Origin of the sequence: Actinoplanes sp. NPDC051859, from assembly GCF_044452725.1 — a bacterium.
In the GTDB taxonomy this organism is placed as follows: Bacteria; Actinomycetota; Actinomycetes; order Mycobacteriales; family Micromonosporaceae; genus Actinoplanes.
Genome location: NZ_JBITBX010000012.1, coordinates 156,928 through 172,540, shown reverse-complemented (window position 1 = coordinate 172,540; position 15,613 = coordinate 156,928). Strand labels below are relative to the sequence as shown.

The window sequence follows — 15,613 nt, the reverse complement described above, 5'->3', positions numbered from 1 at the left end:
CCCAGCACCGGCGTCAGACCCAGCACCGGCGTCAGACCCAGCACCGGCGTCAGACCCAGCACCGGCGTCAGACCCAGCACCGGCGTCAGACCCAGCACCGGCGTCAGACCCAGCATCCGAATCCCGGCCGGCGCCAGCCGGATCCGAGGCCGAAAATGCCGAGTCAGAGACTGACGTCACCGATTCCGGACCCGATGACCAGGCCGGAACCGCACCGTCGGCAGGCGGCGTTGCGGACGCATCTGGCGGCATGGCACGAGACATTGTGGGCGAGACTGGCGACGCGCCAGGCGGCGTTAAGGGCGAAACTGGCGGCGCGCCAGGGGACATCGTGGGCGAAACTGGCGGCGCGCCAGGCGGCGCTGAGGGCGCATCTGGCGGCGAGGTGGGGGGCAAGTCGCGGGCAGGGGATGAAACTAGGCGCGTGGAAAAACCGGACGGCGGGAGTGATGCGCCGGGTTCGACCGCTTGGGCTTCCACGCGCGCGTGCCGAGGCGGAACAGCCAGGCGCAGCACGTCTTGCAAACTGCCGGCGTAGCGATCGGCGACCGCTCGTGACAACCGGAGAACCTCGGGATCAAGCACCTGCTCACCGGAGATGACTTTTTCGAGGTAGGCCAACTTGGTGTGGCTGCTCGTCGGCACCCGCTCCAGCAGAAAGCCGTTGACCAGCTGCCCCGCGAATCGGACCTTCACCCGCACGCCGGGTTGGGCGACGGCATCGTCGGTGGCGGCGATCAGGTAGTCGAACGGCCGGTCGAGGTGGGGCAGCGGGACGTCGACGCAGACGCGGCCGACCGGGAGCGTCGCGGCGGGTTCGCGGTCTCTACCTTTCGCCGGCATGCGGCCATTCTTGCGCGGGGGTGTGACAGGAACCGGTTCGTCCACAGGAGACGGAAAGAGTGCCCCGGCCGGAGCCGGGGCACTCTTGTCCTGTGTCACGGAGTGCGGGTCAGGCCGCGGCGTTCTTCAGGTCCTGGGCGCGGTCGGTGCTCTCCCAGAGCAGGTCCGGCAGCTCCCGGCCGAAGTGGCCGTAGGCGGCGGTCTGCTGGTAGATCGGGCGCATCAGGTCGAGGTCGCGGATGATCGCGGCCGGGCGCAGGTCGAAGACCTCGTTGATGGCCTTCTCGATCCGCTCGACCGGGACGTTCTCGGTGCCGAACGTCTCGACGAACAGGCTGACCGGGTGGGCCTTGCCGATGGCGTAGGCGACCTGGGTCTCGCACCGCTCGGCGAGGCCGGCAGCCACCACGTTCTTGGCGACCCAGCGCATCGCGTACGCCGCGGAACGGTCCACCTTCGACGGGTCCTTGCCGGAGAACGCGCCGCCGCCGTGGCGGGCGTAGCCGCCGTACGTGTCAACGATGATCTTGCGACCGGTGAGGCCGGCGTCGCCCATCGGGCCGCCGATCTCGAAGCGTCCGGTCGGGTTGACCAGCAGGCGGTAGCCCTCGGTGTCGAGGCCGAGGCCCTCGAGCTCGGGCGCGATGACGTGCTCGCGGACGTCGGGGGTCAGCAGCGACTCGAGCGAGATGTCGGCGGCGTGCTGCGACGACACGACGACGGTGTCGAGGCGAACCGGGCGCAGGCCGTCGTACTCGATGGTGACCTGGGTCTTGCCGTCCGGACGCAGGTACGGAATGGTGCCGTCCTTGCGGGCGGCCGACAGCCGGCGGGCCAGGCGGTGTGCGAGCGCGATGGGCAGCGGCATCAGCTCGGGCGTCTCCGAGCAGGCGAAGCCGAACATCATGCCCTGGTCGCCGGCGCCCTGCGCGTCGAGGACGTGCTCCGAGTTGCCCTCGCGCAGCTCGACCGCGCTGTCGACGCCCTGCGCGATGTCGGGCGACTGCGAGCCGATGGAGACGCTGACGCCGCAGGATGCGCCGTCGAATCCCTTCTTCGACGAGTCGTAGCCGATACCGAGAATGGTTTCGCGCACGATGCTGGGGATGTCGGCGTACGCCTGGGTGGTCACCTCACCGGCGACGTGCACCTGGCCGGTGGTGATCAGCGTCTCCACCGCAACGCGGCTGCGCGGGTCCTGCGTCAGCAGGGCGTCAAGAATTCCGTCGCTGATTTGGTCAGCGATCTTGTCCGGGTGGCCTTCCGTGACCGACTCGGAAGTGAACAGGCGGCGTGCCACGGTGCTCCTCAGATTCGTCGAAGTTTCATTCGGCGGCAGTGTAGTCACCGCCGCGTAGTAGGCGTTGATCCGGTCTTACGCCGTCCCATCCTGCCTGGCCTGCGGCTCCAGGCGCGAGACGACCGCATCCCAAATCGCATCCGCCACATCGTCTTTGGGGAGTTCGGCGAACTGCTGGGTGGTCCCGTCGGCGCCCAAGATCGTCACCATGTTGTGGTCGGCGCCGAAGACGCGGTCGGTCCCCACCTCGTTAACGACAATGAGGTCTGCACGTTTCCGGGTGAGCTTGCCGCGGGCGTTTTCCAGCGCGTCTCGGGTCTCGGCGGCAAAGGCCACAAGCAGTTGACCTGGGCGTTTCGCGGCACCGATCTCGGCCGCGATGTCCGGGTTGGTGATGAGCTCGATCGTGGGCGCCGTACCGTCGTTGTTTTTCTTCATCTTGTGACCGGCTATGTCGGCCGGGCGAAAGTCGGCGGGGGCAGCGGCCATGACCACGACGTCGGCTTCGGCAGCAGCCGCGACCGTGGCCTTGCGAAGGTCTTCTGTGGTGCCCACCGGCACCAGGTCAGCCCCGGCCGGTCCGCTCAATGTGACGTTCGCCGCAATCAGGGTGACCCGGGCACCTCGGGCGATCGCGGTGCGCGCGAGGGCGTACCCCTGCTTGCCGGACGACCGGTTGCCGAGGAAGCGGACCGGGTCCAGCGGCTCACGAGTGCCGCCCGCAGTGACCACGACGTGCCGGCCGGCGAGGTCGGTGTCGGCCTGCGGGCCGCGCCGCAGCACCCGCAGCGCGGTCGCGAAGATGGCGTCGGGGTCGGGTAGCCGGCCCTTGCCGGTATCGGCGCCGGTAAGCCGGCCGACAGCGGGCTCGATGACGATGTGCCCGCGCTCGCGCAGGGTGGTCACGTTGGCCCGGGTGGCGGCGTTCTCCCACATCTCGGTGTGCATCGCGGGCGCGAAGACCACCGGGCAGGTCGCGGTCAGCAGGGTGTTGGTCAGCAGATCGTCGGCAAGCCCATGGGCGGCCTTGGCGAGCAGGTCGGCGGTGGCCGGAGCCACCACCACGAGCTCGGCTTGCCGGCCGATCCGCACATGCGGCACCTCGTGGACGTCGTCCCACACCTCGGCAGTCACCGGTCGTCCGGACAGGGCCGACCAGGTGGGCTCACCGACGAAGCGCAGGGCCGAGGCGGTCGGGACCACCCGAACCCCGTGCCCCGACTCGGTGAACAGCCGCAGCAGCTCACACGCTTTGTAGGCGGCGATCCCGCCGCAGACCCCGAGCACGATCTCGGTCATGGCACCTCCCGCGACAGAAAGCGAACGCGACGACAGCGACAGCAACAAGCAAGAACACGACAAACAGCCCGCGAGCTCGAGTCACGCGGTCGAGTGGCGCGCGACAAACACGAAACCCGCGCTCGCGGACTGCGGGCGCGGGTTCGCCGGTGGCCCGACCGGCAGGCGGCGGACCCGGAACCCCTCCGGCGCGCCCAGCGGGCGGCGAAGGTGCCGCGTCCGGCGGGCGTGGGAAGGGAGCAGAGCGTCAGGGGTTGTCAGTGGCCTCGGCCGTCAGCAGCCCCGCGTTGATCTCGCGCATCGCGATGGAGAGCGGCTTCTCCTGCGGCGTCGTCTCCACGAGGGGGCCGACGTATTCGAGAAGGCCCTCGCCGAGCTGGCTGTAGTAGGCGTTGACCTGGCGGGCGCGCTTGGCCGCGAAGATCACCAGAGAATACTTCGACGAGGTCTTGTCGAGCAGCTCGTCGATCGGCGGGTTGGTGATGCCTTCGGGGTTGGCGATGGTTCCCACGGAATTGATTTCCTCACGATTGGCGGAACTGAGCCTGCGTGGCTCGCGCTCCCCTTACGACTCCGGCGCCTGCGCGGGAGTCAGGAACGACGAACCGAGCAATCCTACCAGCTCGTCGGCGGCACGCTCGACGAAGTCGTTGACCACCGTACGGTCGAATTCTTTCTCAGCGGCCAGTTCCTCGTCCGCATGGGCAAGGCGGCGCCGGATGGTCTCCTCGTCGTCGGTGCCGCGGCCGACCAGGCGGCGGCGGAGCTCTTCGACGCTGGGCGGGGCGAGGAAGACGAGCTGCGCGTCGGGCATCGTGCCACGCACTTGGCGGGCGCCCTGCAGGTCGATCTTCAGCAACACGGGGCGGCCCTGCGAGATCCAGCCCTCGACCTGCGCGCGTGGCGTGCCGTAGAGGTTGCCCGCGAATTCCGCCCATTCCAGCAGCTGGTCGCCGTCGACGAGGCGCTGGAATTCGGAACGGGTCACGAAATGGTAGTGCTCGCCATCGGTCTCGTAGTCGCGCTTTTTCCGGGTGGTTACCGACACCGACAACTTGATCCATGGCGAACGCGCCCGGATCAGCTCGATCACGCTGTCCTTGCCGACCCCGGAGGGGCCGGACAGGACGGTGAGTCGGGCTGCCGGGCGCGCGTCGTCATCCATGCTCACAGGCTCATTCAACACGAGCCGGTGAGTCAGTTCGCAGCGAACTCCCCCAGGAGGGCCTTACGCTGCTGCTCACCGAGGCCACGAAGGCGACGGCTGTCCGCGATCTTGAGCTTCTCCATGATCTGGGTGGCTCGGATCTTGCCGATGCCCGGCAGCGCCTGGAGCACGGCCGAGACCTTCAGCTTGCCGACGACGTCGTCGCCTTCGGCCCGGTCGAGCACGGCGGCGAGGGTGGTCTTGCCAGACTTGAGCTGTTCCTTCAGCTCGGCCCGGGCCTTGCGAATCTCCGCGGCCTTCTCCAGCGCGGCGGCACGCTGCTCGGGGGTCAGTGACGGGAGCGGCACCAGTTCTCCTCAGGTCCCTATCGCGCCGGTAACAAATACCGGCGCATCTGTGAAACGTGGTGTGCCTGGGAACCAAAGGGGCATGTGGTTCCCGGCGCCGGGAAAACTAGCGGTCAATGGCCGTTTCGGCAACGTGGGGGTACCCCTCATCGGCCTGCGGCAGCGCCTGGTAGGCGGCTCGTTTCACCCGATCACGGCCCGACAGGCGGCCACCGCGCGGTCCGCGGCGGCCCGCAGCGCGGCCGCGTCGGGGCCCGCCGACAGAACCTCCCGTGAGTACGAGGGCAGCACGTTCCGCAGGCTTCCGCCGAAAATCTTCGCGAGCCCCGCGGGGTCGCCGCCCTGTGCGCCGAGGCCCGGCGCGAGCAGGGGTCCGTGCACGCGGGAGAGGTCGTGGCCGGTCTCGCCGATCGTCGCGCCGACGACGAGTCCGACGCTGCCGAGCTCGTCCGCACCCGCATTGAGCTGGGAAATCTCGTCGATGACCGTCTGTGCGACGGTCCGGCCGGCCGCCGTCTGTGCATGCTGGACGGTCGGGCCCTCGGGATTTGAAGTAAGCGCCAGGACGAAGACTCCACCGCCATGAATGGCTGCAGCGTCGAAGGCTGGGCGCAACGAACCCACGCCGAGATAGGGACTCACAGTAATCGCGTCAGCACACAGTGAACTGTCCGGATCTAGGTAGGCGTCCGCGTACGCGGCCATCGTGGAGCCGATGTCGCCCCGTTTGACGTCCAGCAGGACGAGCGCGCCGGCTTCTCGTGACTGTCGGATAGCCGACTCAAGGACAGCGATGCCGCGTGATCCAAATCTCTCGAAAAACGCCGACTGTGGCTTCAGTACGGCGACCCGATCGGCCAGTGCTTCGACAACCGTAAAGGTGAAACGTTCCAGGCCGGCGACGTCGTCGGTGAGGCCCCACCGCTCGAGCAGCCCGGCGTGGGGATCGATGCCGACGCATAGCGGCCCCCGGGTGTCCATGGCCGTACGCAGCCGTCGTCCGAAGGTCTCCATGGGGTGTTCCCCTTTCGTGTCAGGTGGCGGACACCGCGGCGGCGATTCCCCGGGTAATGCGGGCGAGATCGGCGTCGTCCGTGACGTACGGCGGCATCGTGTAGATCAGGTCGCGGAACGGGCGCAGCCACACGCCCGCGTCGGCTGCTGCGGCGGTCGCACGGGCCATGTCCACCGGGCGATCGAGCTGCACCACCCCGATCGCGCCGAGAACCCGCACGTCAGCAACCCCGGAAGCCCCCCTCAGCGGCTCCAGACCGGTCTGTAGACCCCGCTCGATGGCGTGAACCTGGGTGCGCCAGTCCTGACCGCGTAGCAGCGCGATGGAGGCGTTGGCGACGGCGCAGGCCAGCGGGTTGCCCATGAAGGTAGGACCGTGGGCGAGACCGCCCGCACTTCCGGCACTCACCGCGTGCGCCACGGCCGGGGTGCAGAGAGTGGCGGCCAGGGTGAGGTATCCCCCGGTCAGGGCCTTGCCCAGGCACATGATGTCGGGCGTCACGCCGGCGTGGTCCGCGGCGAAAAACTCCCCGGTGCGCCCGAAGCCCGTGGCGATCTCGTCGAAAATCAGCAGAACGTCGTGCTTCGCGGTGACCTCGCGCAGCACCCGCAGGTACGCCGGATGGTGGAACCGCATCCCGCCTGCGCCCTGCACGACCGGCTCGACGATGACCGCGGCCAGTTCGCCCGCGTGCCGCTCGACCAGCTCCACCAGCGACGCGGCATAGGCCTCGGTGCAGTCCGCCGGGGGTGGTTCGGCGAAGATCTGCGCGGGCAGGACTCCGGTCCACAGGGAGTGCATGCCGCCGACCGGGTCGCAGACGCTCATCGGGTGGAACGTGTCGCCGTGATACCCGCCACGCCACGTCGCGAGCCGGCGCCGGTCGCCGCGCCCGTTCGCGAGCTGGGCCTGCAGCGCCATCTTGATCGCGACCTCGACGCCGACCGAACCGGAGTCGGCCAGGAACACGTGTTCCAGACCGTCCGGAGTCAGCTCGACCAGCGTGCGGCACAGCTCGACCGCGGGCGCGTGGGTGAGGCCGCCGAACATCACGTGGCTCATCCGGCCGGCCTGCTCGGCGAGCGCGGCATCCAGCACCGGGTGCCGGTAGCCGTGGATCGCCGCCCACCACGACGACATGCCGTCGACCAGCTCACGGCCGTCGGCCAGCTGCAGGCGCACGCCCTGGGCACTGTCCACCACGAACGGCTCGGACCGGCCGGGCATGGGACCGTACGGGTGCCAGACGTGTGCCCGGTCCAGGTCCAGCAGGTTCATCGGCGGGTCCGGGCTGCCGCCTTGACCAGTGCCGGGCCTCGATAGATGAAGCCGGTGTAGAGCTGGACCAGCGCGGCACCCGCGTCGAACATCCGGGCCGCGTCGTCGGCCTCGACGATGCCGCCCACGCCGATGATCGGTAGCTTGCCGTCGGTCTCTTCATGGACGAACCGGACGATCTCCCGGGACCGTTCGGTCAGCGGGCGCCCGGACAGGCCACCCGTCTCGGCGGCTCGGGACTGGTCAGCAACGGCGAGTCCGTCGCGGCTCAACGTGGTGTTGGTGGCGATCACCCCGGCTGCGCCGTACGCGAGACAGACTTCGAGCAGCTCCGCGATGGCGGGCTCGGCGAGGTCGGGGGCGATCTTCACCAGCACCGGCGTCTTGCCGACGAGCGCGCCGAGCAGCGCGGCGACCGCCGACTTGTCCTGCAACGTGCGCAGGCCGGGGGTGTTCGGCGAGGAGACGTTCACGGCGATGTAGTCCGCGTACGGATGCAGCAGTTCGTAGGAAGTGAGGTAGTCCTGCACCGCCGCCTCGAGCGGCGTGACCTTGGACTTGCCGAGCGAGACGCCGAGCGGGACGTCGAGCGGCCCGAGGGCTTTCAGGCGGCCGGCGAGTGCCGCCGCGCCGTCGTTGTTGAAGCCCATCCGGTTGATCACGGCCTCGCTGTCGCGCAGCCGGAACAGCCGGGGCTTGTCGTTGCCGGGCTGCGGCTGCGCGGTCACCGTGCCGACCTCGACGAAGCCGAACCCGAGGGCGGGCCACGCGGGTAGCGCGACCCCGTTCTTGTCCATCCCGGCGGCGAGACCGACCGGGTTGGGGAACCGCACCCCGAAGACCTCGACGGGGGCACGGACGGCATAACGCCGACGCAAGAGGGCGCGGGTGCCGGGTCGAAGCCCGGCGAGCCGGTCCAGGGTGAACTCGTGGGCGCGTTCGGCGTCGCCGCCGCCCACCCGGAACAGCACCGGGCGGACGGCGGTCTCGAAGAGGGTCACTCGGTTTCCCGCAAGGCGGCGTGCAGCTCCTGCAGCGGGCGTACGGACATGTCGCCGCGCATCAGCGCCTCGATGCCCATGACGGCCGCGGCGGCACCCGGCACTGTCGTGATGCTCGGGATGTCGTAGGTGACCGCCGCGCTGCGCAGCTCGTAGCCGTCTGAGCGGGCGCTGGCGCCGGAGCCCTGCGGGGTGTTGATGATCAGGGCGATCTCCCCCGACGCGATCAGCTCGACCGCGTTGCGGCCCGGGCTCTCGAAGTGCTTGGGAACGATCTCGCAGTCGATGCCGTGCCGGCGCAGGACTTCGCCGGTGCCCGAGGTGGTGACGATGTGGAAGCCCAGGTCGGCGAGGCGCTTGATCGGGAAGATCATCGAACGCTTGTCCCGGTTGGCGACCGAGACGAAGACCTTGCCGCTGGTCGGCAGCGAACCGTACGCGGCGGCCTGCGACTTGGCGAACGCCGGGCCGAAGCTGGGGTCGATGCCCATGACCTCGCCGGTGGACTTCATCTCGGGGCCGAGCAGGCTGTCGACGCCCTTGCCCGCGGGGGTGCGGAACCGCTTGAACGGCAGCACCGCCTCCTTGACCGCGATCGGCGCGTTCGGCGGGATGTCGCCGCCGTCGCGAGACCGCAGGAGCATGCCCTCCTCGCGCAGCTCGGCGATGGTGGCGCCGAGCATGATCCGAGCCGCCGCCTTCGCAAGGGGCACGGCGGTCGCCTTGGAGACGAACGGCACGGTCCGCGAGGCTCGCGGGTTGGCTTCCAGGACGTACAGCGTGTCGTCCTTGAGGGCGTACTGGACGTTGAGCAGGCCCCGGACGCCGACACCGCGGGCGATGGCTTCGGTGTAGCGGCGTACCTCGGCGAGGTGCGACCCGGCGAGGGTGACCGGCGGCAGCGAGCAGGACGAGTCGCCGGAGTGGATGCCGGCTTCCTCGATGTGCTCCATCACGCCGCCGAGGTAGACCTCGCCGGTGGCGTCGCAGAGCGCGTCCACGTCGATCTCGATCGCGTCGTCCAGGAAGCTGTCGACCAGCACCGGGTGGTCGGGCGAGATCTCGGTGGCACGGGCGATGTAGTCGGCCAGGGTCGGCTCGTCGTAGACGATCTCCATGCCGCGGCCGCCGAGCACGTAGGACGGACGGACCAGCACGGGGTAGCCGATCGCGTCGGCGATCGCCTTGGCCTCCTCGAACGAGGTGGCCGTGCCGTGCTCGGGTGAGCGCAGCCCGGCCCGCGCCAGCACCGCGCCGAACGCGCCGCGGTCCTCGGCCAGGTCGATCGACTCGGGCGAGGTGCCGACGACCGGCAGGCCGGCCGCCTTGAGCCGCCGCGCGAGCCCGAGCGGGGTCTGCCCGCCGAGCTGCACGATGACGCCGACTACGCCGGGTCCGCCCGCGGCCTTGCCGGACGAGTCCTCGGAGTGGAACACCTCGAGGACGTCCTCGAAGGTCAGCGGCTCGAAGTACAGCCGGTCGGCGGTGTCGTAGTCGGTGGACACGGTCTCCGGGTTGCAGTTGACCATGACGGTCTCGAACTCGCCCTTGAGCGCCATGACCGCGTGCACGCACGAGTAGTCGAACTCGATGCCCTGCCCGATCCGATTCGGCCCCGACCCGAGGATCATGACCTTCGGCCGGTCGGACGGCGCGACCTCGGTCTCCTCGTCGTACGTGGAGTAGTGGTACGGCGTCTCCGCCTCGAACTCGGCCGCGCAGGTGTCCACGGTCTTGTAGACGGGCCGGATCCCGAGCCGGTGCCGCAGCACCCGTACGCCGTCCTCGCCCGCAAGCTCGGGCCGCAGCGCAGCGAGCTGCCGGTCGGAGAGCCCGGACCGCTTGGCCCGGCGCAGCAGTTCCTCGTCCAGCACGGGCGCGGCGAGGATCTCCTCGCGCAGGTCGACCAGGGCCTTGATCTCGTCCAGGAACCACGGGTCGATCCGCCCGCTCGCCGCGTGCACTTCCTCGACGCTGGCGCCGAGCCGCAGCGCAGCCTCCACTGTGTAGAGACGGCCGTCGTGCGGAATGCGCAGTGCGGCCAAAGCCTCGTCGCGGTCGGTGAAAGTCGGCGCGGTCCAGAACCCGGCGGCCTTGGTCTCCATCGAGCGCATCGCCTTGTTGAGCGCCTCGGCGAAGTTGCGGCCCAGGCTCATCGCCTCGCCGACCGACTTCATCGTGGTGGTCAGCTCAGGGTCCGCGCCGGAGAACTTCTCGAACGCGAACCGCGGGATCTTCACGACCACGTAGTCAAGCGCCGGCTCGAAGGCGGCCGGGGTCTTCAGCGTGATGTCGTTCGGGATCTCGTCGAGGGTGTAACCGATAGCCAGCTTGGCGGCGATCTTCGCGATCGGGAAGCCGGTGGCCTTCGACGCGAGCGCGCTGGACCGCGACACCCGCGGGTTCATCTCGATGACGACCAGGCGCCCGTTGTCCGGGTTGATCGCGAACTGGATGTTGCAGCCGCCGGTGTCGACGCCCACCTCGCGCAGCACCGCGATGCCCAGGTCGCGCAGGCTCTGGTATTCACGGTCGGTCAGCGTCATGGCCGGGGCCACGGTGACGCTGTCGCCGGTGTGCACGCCCATCGGGTCGACGTTCTCGATCGAGCAGACCACCACGACGTTGTCGTGCTTGTCGCGCATCAGTTCGAGTTCGTACTCCTTCCAGCCGAGCACGCTCTCCTCGATCAGCACCTCGTGCACCGGGGAGGCGGCGAGGCCGTCACCGGCGATCCGGGCCAGGTCCTCGTCGGTGTGCGCCATGCCGGAGCCGAGGCCGCCCATCGTGAACGACGGCCGGATCACCACCGGCAGGCCCAGCTCGGCGACGGTCGCGTGGACCTCGTCCATCGAGTGGCAGACCCGGCTGCGCGGGGTCTCGCCGCCGGCCTTCGCCACGATGTCCTTGAACAGCTGCCGGTCCTCGCCGCGGCGGATCGCGTCGATGTTGGCGCCGATCAGCTCGACGCCGTACTTGTCGAGGACGCCGTTCTCGTGCAGGGCGACCGCGGTGTTCAGCGCGGTTTGCCCGCCCAGCGTCGGCAAAATCGCGTCCGGCCGCTCCCGGGCGATGACCATCTCGACGAACTCGGGAGTGATCGGCTCGACGTACGTGGCGTCGGCGAACTCCGGGTCCGTCATGATCGTCGCCGGGTTGGAGTTGACCAGGGACACGCGCAGGCCCTCGGCGCGCAGCACCTGGCAGGCCTGGGTGCCGGAGTAGTCGAACTCACAGGCCTGGCCGATCACGATCGGGCCGGAGCCGATCACCATGACGTGCTGCAGATCGGTGCGCTTCGGCATCAGGCGTCCACCTTCTCGACGAGTGCGACGAACCGGTCGAACAGGTAGTCCGCATCGCGCGGGCCCGCGGCCGCTTCGGGGTGGTACTGGACGGTGAACGCGGGCGTCTCCAGGGCGCGCAGGCCCTCGACCACGTTGTCGTTGAGGCAGACGTGCGAGACCTCGACGCCACCGAACTCCGTGTTGATCACGGCGTCGAGCGGCGCGTCGACCGCGAAGCCGTGGTTGTGGCTGGTCACCTCGACCTTGCCGGTGGTGCGGTCCAGCACCGGCTGATTGATGCCGCGGTGGCCGTACCCCAGCTTGTAGGTGCCGAAGCCGAGCGCGCGGCCGAGGATCTGGCTGCCGAAGCAGATGCCGAACAGCGGCACGCGGCGCGTCAGCGCGGCGCGGGCCAGGGCGACCGGCCCGTCCGCCGTGGCCGGGTCGCCCGGACCGGGCGACAGGAACACCGCGTCCGGGCTGACCGCGAGCAGATCCTCCAGCGTGGAGGACGCCGGGAAGACGTGCGTGGTGACGCCGCGCTCAGCGAGGCGCCGCGAGACGTTGCGCTTGATGCCCAGGTCCAGGGCGGCGACGGTGAACCGGTGCTCGCCGACGGCGTCGACCGTGTAGCGCTCGGCCGTGGTCACCTCGGCGGACAGGTCGGCACCCAGCATCTCGGGCGCGGCCTTGACGCGGGCCAACAGCGAGGCCGGATCGAGGTCGACGGTGGAGATGCCGACCCGCATCGCGCCGCGGGAGCGCAGGTGCCGGGTCAGCGCGCGGGTGTCGATGCCGCTGATGCCGACCACACCCTCGGCGGCCAGGCGCTCGCCCAGGTCACCGGTCGCGCGCCAGTTCGACGGGCGGCGGGCCGGGTCGCGGACCACGTATCCGGCCACCCAGATCCGGCTCGACTCGTCGTCCTCGTCGTTGACGCCGGTGTTGCCGATCTGCGGGGCCGTCTGCACGACGACCTGCCGGTGGTACGACGGGTCGGTCAGCGTCTCCTGGTAGCCGGTCATGCCGGTGGTGAACACCGCCTCGCCGAAGGTCTCCCCCTCGGCGCCGTACGCGGAGCCGGAGAACGTGCGCCCGTCCTCGAGCACGAGAATCGCTGGTTTCACTTGACGGCCTTTCCATCCAGGACGGTCGGCGTTCCCCGGAGGAAGGTCGCGACGATGCGACCCGGCAGGGTGGTGCCCGCGTACGGGGTGTTGCGGCTGCGGCTGGCCAGTTCGGCCGGCTCGACGACGCGGCGGGCCGTGGGATCCACCAGCGTCAGGTTGGCGGGCGAGTCGACACTCAGGTCGGTGCCGTGCCCTTCCAGGCCCGCGATCCGAGCCGGAGCGCGGGACATCCGCTCGGCGATCAGGTCCCACTGCTCACCCAGGACGCTGAGCACGACCGGGAGGGCGGTTTCGAGGCCGACCATGCCGGGGCGGGCGTACGCCCACTCGCATTCCTTGTCCTCGACGGCGTGCGGGGCGTGGTCCGTGGCAACCACGTCGATCACCCCGTCGATCAAGGCCTGGCGCAGGGCTTCGACGTCTGCGGCCGTACGCAAAGGAGGGTTGACCTTGAAGACCGGGTCGTAGCTGGCGGCCAGCTCGTCGGTGAGCAGGAGGTGATGCGGGGTGACCTCGGCGGTGACGCGGACGCCGCGGGCCTTGGCCTGGCGCAGCACCTCGACCGACCCGGCGGTCGAGACATGGCAGACGTGCAGGCGGCTGCCGACGTGCTCGGCGAGCAGCACGTCGCGGGCGATGATCGCTTCCTCGGCGACCGCGGGCCAGCCGGTCAGGCCGAGCCGCGTGGAGACCTCGCCCTCGTGCATCTGGGCGCCCTCGGTGAGCCGCGGCTCCTCGGCGTGCTGGGCGATGATGCCGTCGAACGCCTTCACGTATTCGAGGGCGCGGCGCATCAGACGCGGGTCGGCGACGCAGAAACCGTCGTCGGAGAAGATCCGTACGTTGGCGGCGGAGGTCGCCATCGCACCCAGCTCGGCCAGCTGCTTGCCGGCGAGCCCGACGGTGACCGCGCCGATCGGAAGGACGTCGACCAGCCCGGCCTCGCGGCCCAGCCGCCACACCTGCTCGACCACGCCCGCCGTGTCCGCGACCGGCGAGGTGTTCGCCATCGCGAAGACCGCCGTGTAGCCGCCGAGGGCCGCCGCGCGCGAGCCGGTCTCGACCGTCTCGGCGTCCTCGCGGCCCGGCTCGCGCAGGTGGGTGTGCAGGTCGACCAGGCCGGGCAGCGCCACCAGGCCGGTCGCGTCGATCGTCTCGTCGGCCTTGCCCTTGCCCTCGGCGATCAACCCGTCGCGAATCAGCAAGTCGGTCGGCTTACTGCCCAGGACAGAAACGTTCTTGATCAGGTACGAACTCATGCCTTGCCTCCGAGGAGCAGGTAGAGGACCGCCATTCGGGCACTGACACCGTTGGCGACCTGTTCGACGATCGTGGAGCGGGACGAGTCGGCCACCTCGGGCGCGATCTCCATGCCGCGGTTCATCGGGCCGGGGTGCATCACGATCGCGTGCTCCGGCAGCTTCCGCATGCGCGCGACATCCAGGCCGTAGCGACGGCTGTACTCACGGGCCGAAGGGAAGTAGGAATTCTGCATCCGCTCGGTCTGCACCCGCAGCATCATCACGACGTCGGTGTCCGGCAGGACGCTGTCCAGGTCGTAGGAGACCTTGGTGTCCGTGGCGAGAGCCGGGGCGATGTCCTTCGGGATCAGCGTCGGCGGTCCGACCACCGTCACCTGCGCGCCGAGCGTCGTCAGCAGCAGAACGTTCGAGCGGGCAACCCGGCTGTGCAGGACGTCACCCACGATCGCCACCCGCAGGCCGTCGATCTTCCCCAACCGAGACCGCATTGTGTACGCGTCCAGCAGCGCTTGAGTCGGGTGCTCGTGGGTGCCGTCGCCGGCGTTAACCACCGACCCGTCCACCCAGGCGGCGAGCCGGTGCGGCGCACCCGAGGCCGGATGCCGGATCACGACCGCGTCGGCGCCCATCGCCTGCAGGGTCAGCGCCGTGTCCTTCAGGCTCTCGCCCTTGGAGACGCTGGACCCCTTGGCCGAGAAGTTGATGACGTCCGCGGAAAGCCGCTTGGCCGCAGCTTCGAAGGAGATCCGGGTCCGGGTGGAGTCCTCATAGAACAGATTGACAACCGTGCGGCCGCGCAGCGTCGGCAGCTTCTTGACCTCGCGGCCGGCTAGCGTCGCCATTTCGGCGGCGGTGTCCAGGATCAGTGTGGCGGTGTCCGCGTCCAGATCCGCGGCGGAACGCAAATGCTTGATCACGCGGCACCATCCTCAGTCTCGCGGCCCGCTGCCTCGCGGCCCGCTGCCTCGCGGCCCGCTGCCTCGCGGCCCGCTGCCTCGCGGCCTGCCACATCGCGCGCACTCATGCGGCACCGCCGAAGAGCTTGACCTCGTCGACGCCGTCGTCGGTTTCGGCGAGGGAGACGCGGACCTTCTCGGCCAGCGCGGTCGGGATGTTCTTGCCGACATAGTCAGCGCGGATCGGCAGCTCCCGGTGCCCCCGGTCGACCAGCACAGCGAGCTGCACCGAACTCGGGCGGCCGACGTCGCTGAGCGCGTCCAGCGCGGCCCGCACGGTCCGGCCGGAGAACAGCACGTCGTCGACGAGAATGACCCGGCGGCCGTCCAGCCCACCCGGCGGAATGTCGGTCTTACCGAGCGCCCGGGTGGCGTTCATCCGCAGATCGTCGCGGTAGAGAGTGATGTCTAACGCCCCGACCGGAATGTCCACGCCCTCGAAGGCGTGGATCCGGGCGGCGAGTCGGCGGGCCAGCGGAACGCCGCGGGTCGGAATGCCCAGCAGCACGGTGTCGGTGGCGCCGGAGGTCTTCTCCAGGATCTGATGAGCGATCCGGTCGACCACCCGATGCAGGTCGGCACCCGAAAGAATGATCTTGGTGGTGTCGGCACGTGGGTACGCCACGGCTGACCTCCTTCCCTGCCTCACGGGACAGGTCGTTAAAGGACGTCGGTGTTTAACGTGCAGGCCGGCGGGGACCCCGATCAAGGGCCACCCGATGGCTGA

General features: G+C 69.7%; 13 protein-coding genes and 1 pseudogene. All 14 read right to left on the bottom strand.

The window, feature by feature from the left end; genetic code table 11:
• A pseudogene (locus tag ACIA1L_RS27400) lies at window positions 1–843 on the bottom strand (hypothetical protein); the annotation flags it as partial.
• Between the two features lie 109 nt (window positions 844–952).
• A complete protein-coding gene (metK, locus tag ACIA1L_RS27395; RefSeq protein ID WP_396075839.1) occupies window positions 953–2,143 on the bottom strand; it encodes a methionine adenosyltransferase in 1,191 nt (396 codons plus the stop codon).
• Window positions 2,144–2,218: 75 nt separating this feature from the next.
• On the bottom strand, window positions 2,219–3,442 hold the full coding sequence (coaBC, locus tag ACIA1L_RS27390; protein ID WP_396075838.1) for a bifunctional phosphopantothenoylcysteine decarboxylase/phosphopantothenate--cysteine ligase CoaBC: 1,224 nt from the start codon (window positions 3,440–3,442) through the stop codon (window positions 2,219–2,221).
• 247 nt (window positions 3,443–3,689) lie between these two features.
• Window positions 3,690–3,953 carry a DNA-directed RNA polymerase subunit omega gene (gene rpoZ / locus ACIA1L_RS27385; protein WP_015623990.1) on the bottom strand — a complete coding sequence of 88 codons (264 nt, stop codon included), beginning with the start codon at window positions 3,951–3,953 and terminating at the stop codon, window positions 3,690–3,692.
• 54 nt (window positions 3,954–4,007) lie between these two features.
• On the bottom strand, window positions 4,008–4,607 hold the full coding sequence (gene gmk, locus ACIA1L_RS27380) for a guanylate kinase (protein ID WP_396075836.1): 600 nt from the start codon (window positions 4,605–4,607) through the stop codon (window positions 4,008–4,010).
• A gap of 32 nt (window positions 4,608–4,639) precedes the next feature.
• Window positions 4,640–4,957, bottom strand: coding sequence for an integration host factor, actinobacterial type (mihF, locus tag ACIA1L_RS27375; RefSeq protein ID WP_396075835.1), 318 nt, complete (start codon window positions 4,955–4,957; stop codon window positions 4,640–4,642).
• A gap of 183 nt (window positions 4,958–5,140) precedes the next feature.
• Window positions 5,141–5,971, bottom strand: coding sequence for an orotidine-5'-phosphate decarboxylase (pyrF, locus tag ACIA1L_RS27370; protein ID WP_396075834.1), 831 nt, complete (start codon window positions 5,969–5,971; stop codon window positions 5,141–5,143).
• A gap of 19 nt (window positions 5,972–5,990) precedes the next feature.
• Window positions 5,991–7,250 carry an adenosylmethionine--8-amino-7-oxononanoate transaminase gene (locus tag ACIA1L_RS27365; RefSeq protein WP_396075833.1) on the bottom strand — a complete coding sequence of 420 codons (1,260 nt, stop codon included), beginning with the start codon at window positions 7,248–7,250 and terminating at the stop codon, window positions 5,991–5,993.
• Window positions 7,247–8,251, bottom strand: a complete 1,005-nt coding sequence (locus ACIA1L_RS27360; RefSeq protein WP_396075832.1) for a quinone-dependent dihydroorotate dehydrogenase — start codon at window positions 8,249–8,251, stop codon at window positions 7,247–7,249. The genes ACIA1L_RS27365 and ACIA1L_RS27360 overlap by 4 nt, the downstream gene beginning before the upstream one ends.
• A complete protein-coding gene (gene carB / locus ACIA1L_RS27355) occupies window positions 8,248–11,556 on the bottom strand; it encodes a carbamoyl-phosphate synthase large subunit (RefSeq protein ID WP_396075829.1) in 3,309 nt (1,102 codons plus the stop codon). Before carB ends, ACIA1L_RS27360 begins: the two co-directional genes overlap by 4 nt.
• On the bottom strand, window positions 11,556–12,665 hold the full coding sequence (carA, locus tag ACIA1L_RS27350) for a glutamine-hydrolyzing carbamoyl-phosphate synthase small subunit (protein ID WP_396075828.1): 1,110 nt from the start codon (window positions 12,663–12,665) through the stop codon (window positions 11,556–11,558). The genes carB and carA overlap by 1 nt, the downstream gene beginning before the upstream one ends.
• Window positions 12,662–13,927, bottom strand: coding sequence for a dihydroorotase (locus ACIA1L_RS27345; RefSeq protein WP_396075827.1), 1,266 nt, complete (start codon window positions 13,925–13,927; stop codon window positions 12,662–12,664). Before ACIA1L_RS27345 ends, carA begins: the two co-directional genes overlap by 4 nt.
• Window positions 13,924–14,847 carry an aspartate carbamoyltransferase catalytic subunit gene (locus tag ACIA1L_RS27340; protein WP_396075826.1) on the bottom strand — a complete coding sequence of 308 codons (924 nt, stop codon included), beginning with the start codon at window positions 14,845–14,847 and terminating at the stop codon, window positions 13,924–13,926. The genes ACIA1L_RS27345 and ACIA1L_RS27340 overlap by 4 nt, the downstream gene beginning before the upstream one ends.
• Window positions 14,848–14,950: 103 nt before the next feature.
• A complete protein-coding gene (gene pyrR, locus ACIA1L_RS27335; RefSeq protein ID WP_396075825.1) occupies window positions 14,951–15,511 on the bottom strand; it encodes a bifunctional pyr operon transcriptional regulator/uracil phosphoribosyltransferase PyrR in 561 nt (186 codons plus the stop codon).
• Window positions 15,512–15,613 lie beyond the last annotated feature (102 nt).

Bases quoted from the DNA above. Each gene is read 5' to 3' on its own strand.
- gmk (WP_396075836.1), bottom strand. From the start codon at position 4,607: ATGGATGACGACGCGCGCCCGGCAGCCCGACTCACCGTCCTGTCCGGC.
- coaBC (WP_396075838.1), bottom strand. From the start codon at position 3,442: ATGACCGAGATCGTGCTCGGGGTCTGCGGCGGGATCGCCGCCTACAAA.
- carB (WP_396075829.1), bottom strand. From the start codon at position 11,556: ATGCCGAAGCGCACCGATCTGCAGCACGTCATGGTGATCGGCTCCGGC.
- pyrF (WP_396075834.1), bottom strand. From the start codon at position 5,971: ATGGAGACCTTCGGACGACGGCTGCGTACGGCCATGGACACCCGGGGG.
- ACIA1L_RS27365 (WP_396075833.1), bottom strand. From the start codon at position 7,250: ATGAACCTGCTGGACCTGGACCGGGCACACGTCTGGCACCCGTACGGT.
- ACIA1L_RS27345 (WP_396075827.1), bottom strand. From the start codon at position 13,927: ATGAGTTCGTACCTGATCAAGAACGTTTCTGTCCTGGGCAGTAAGCCG.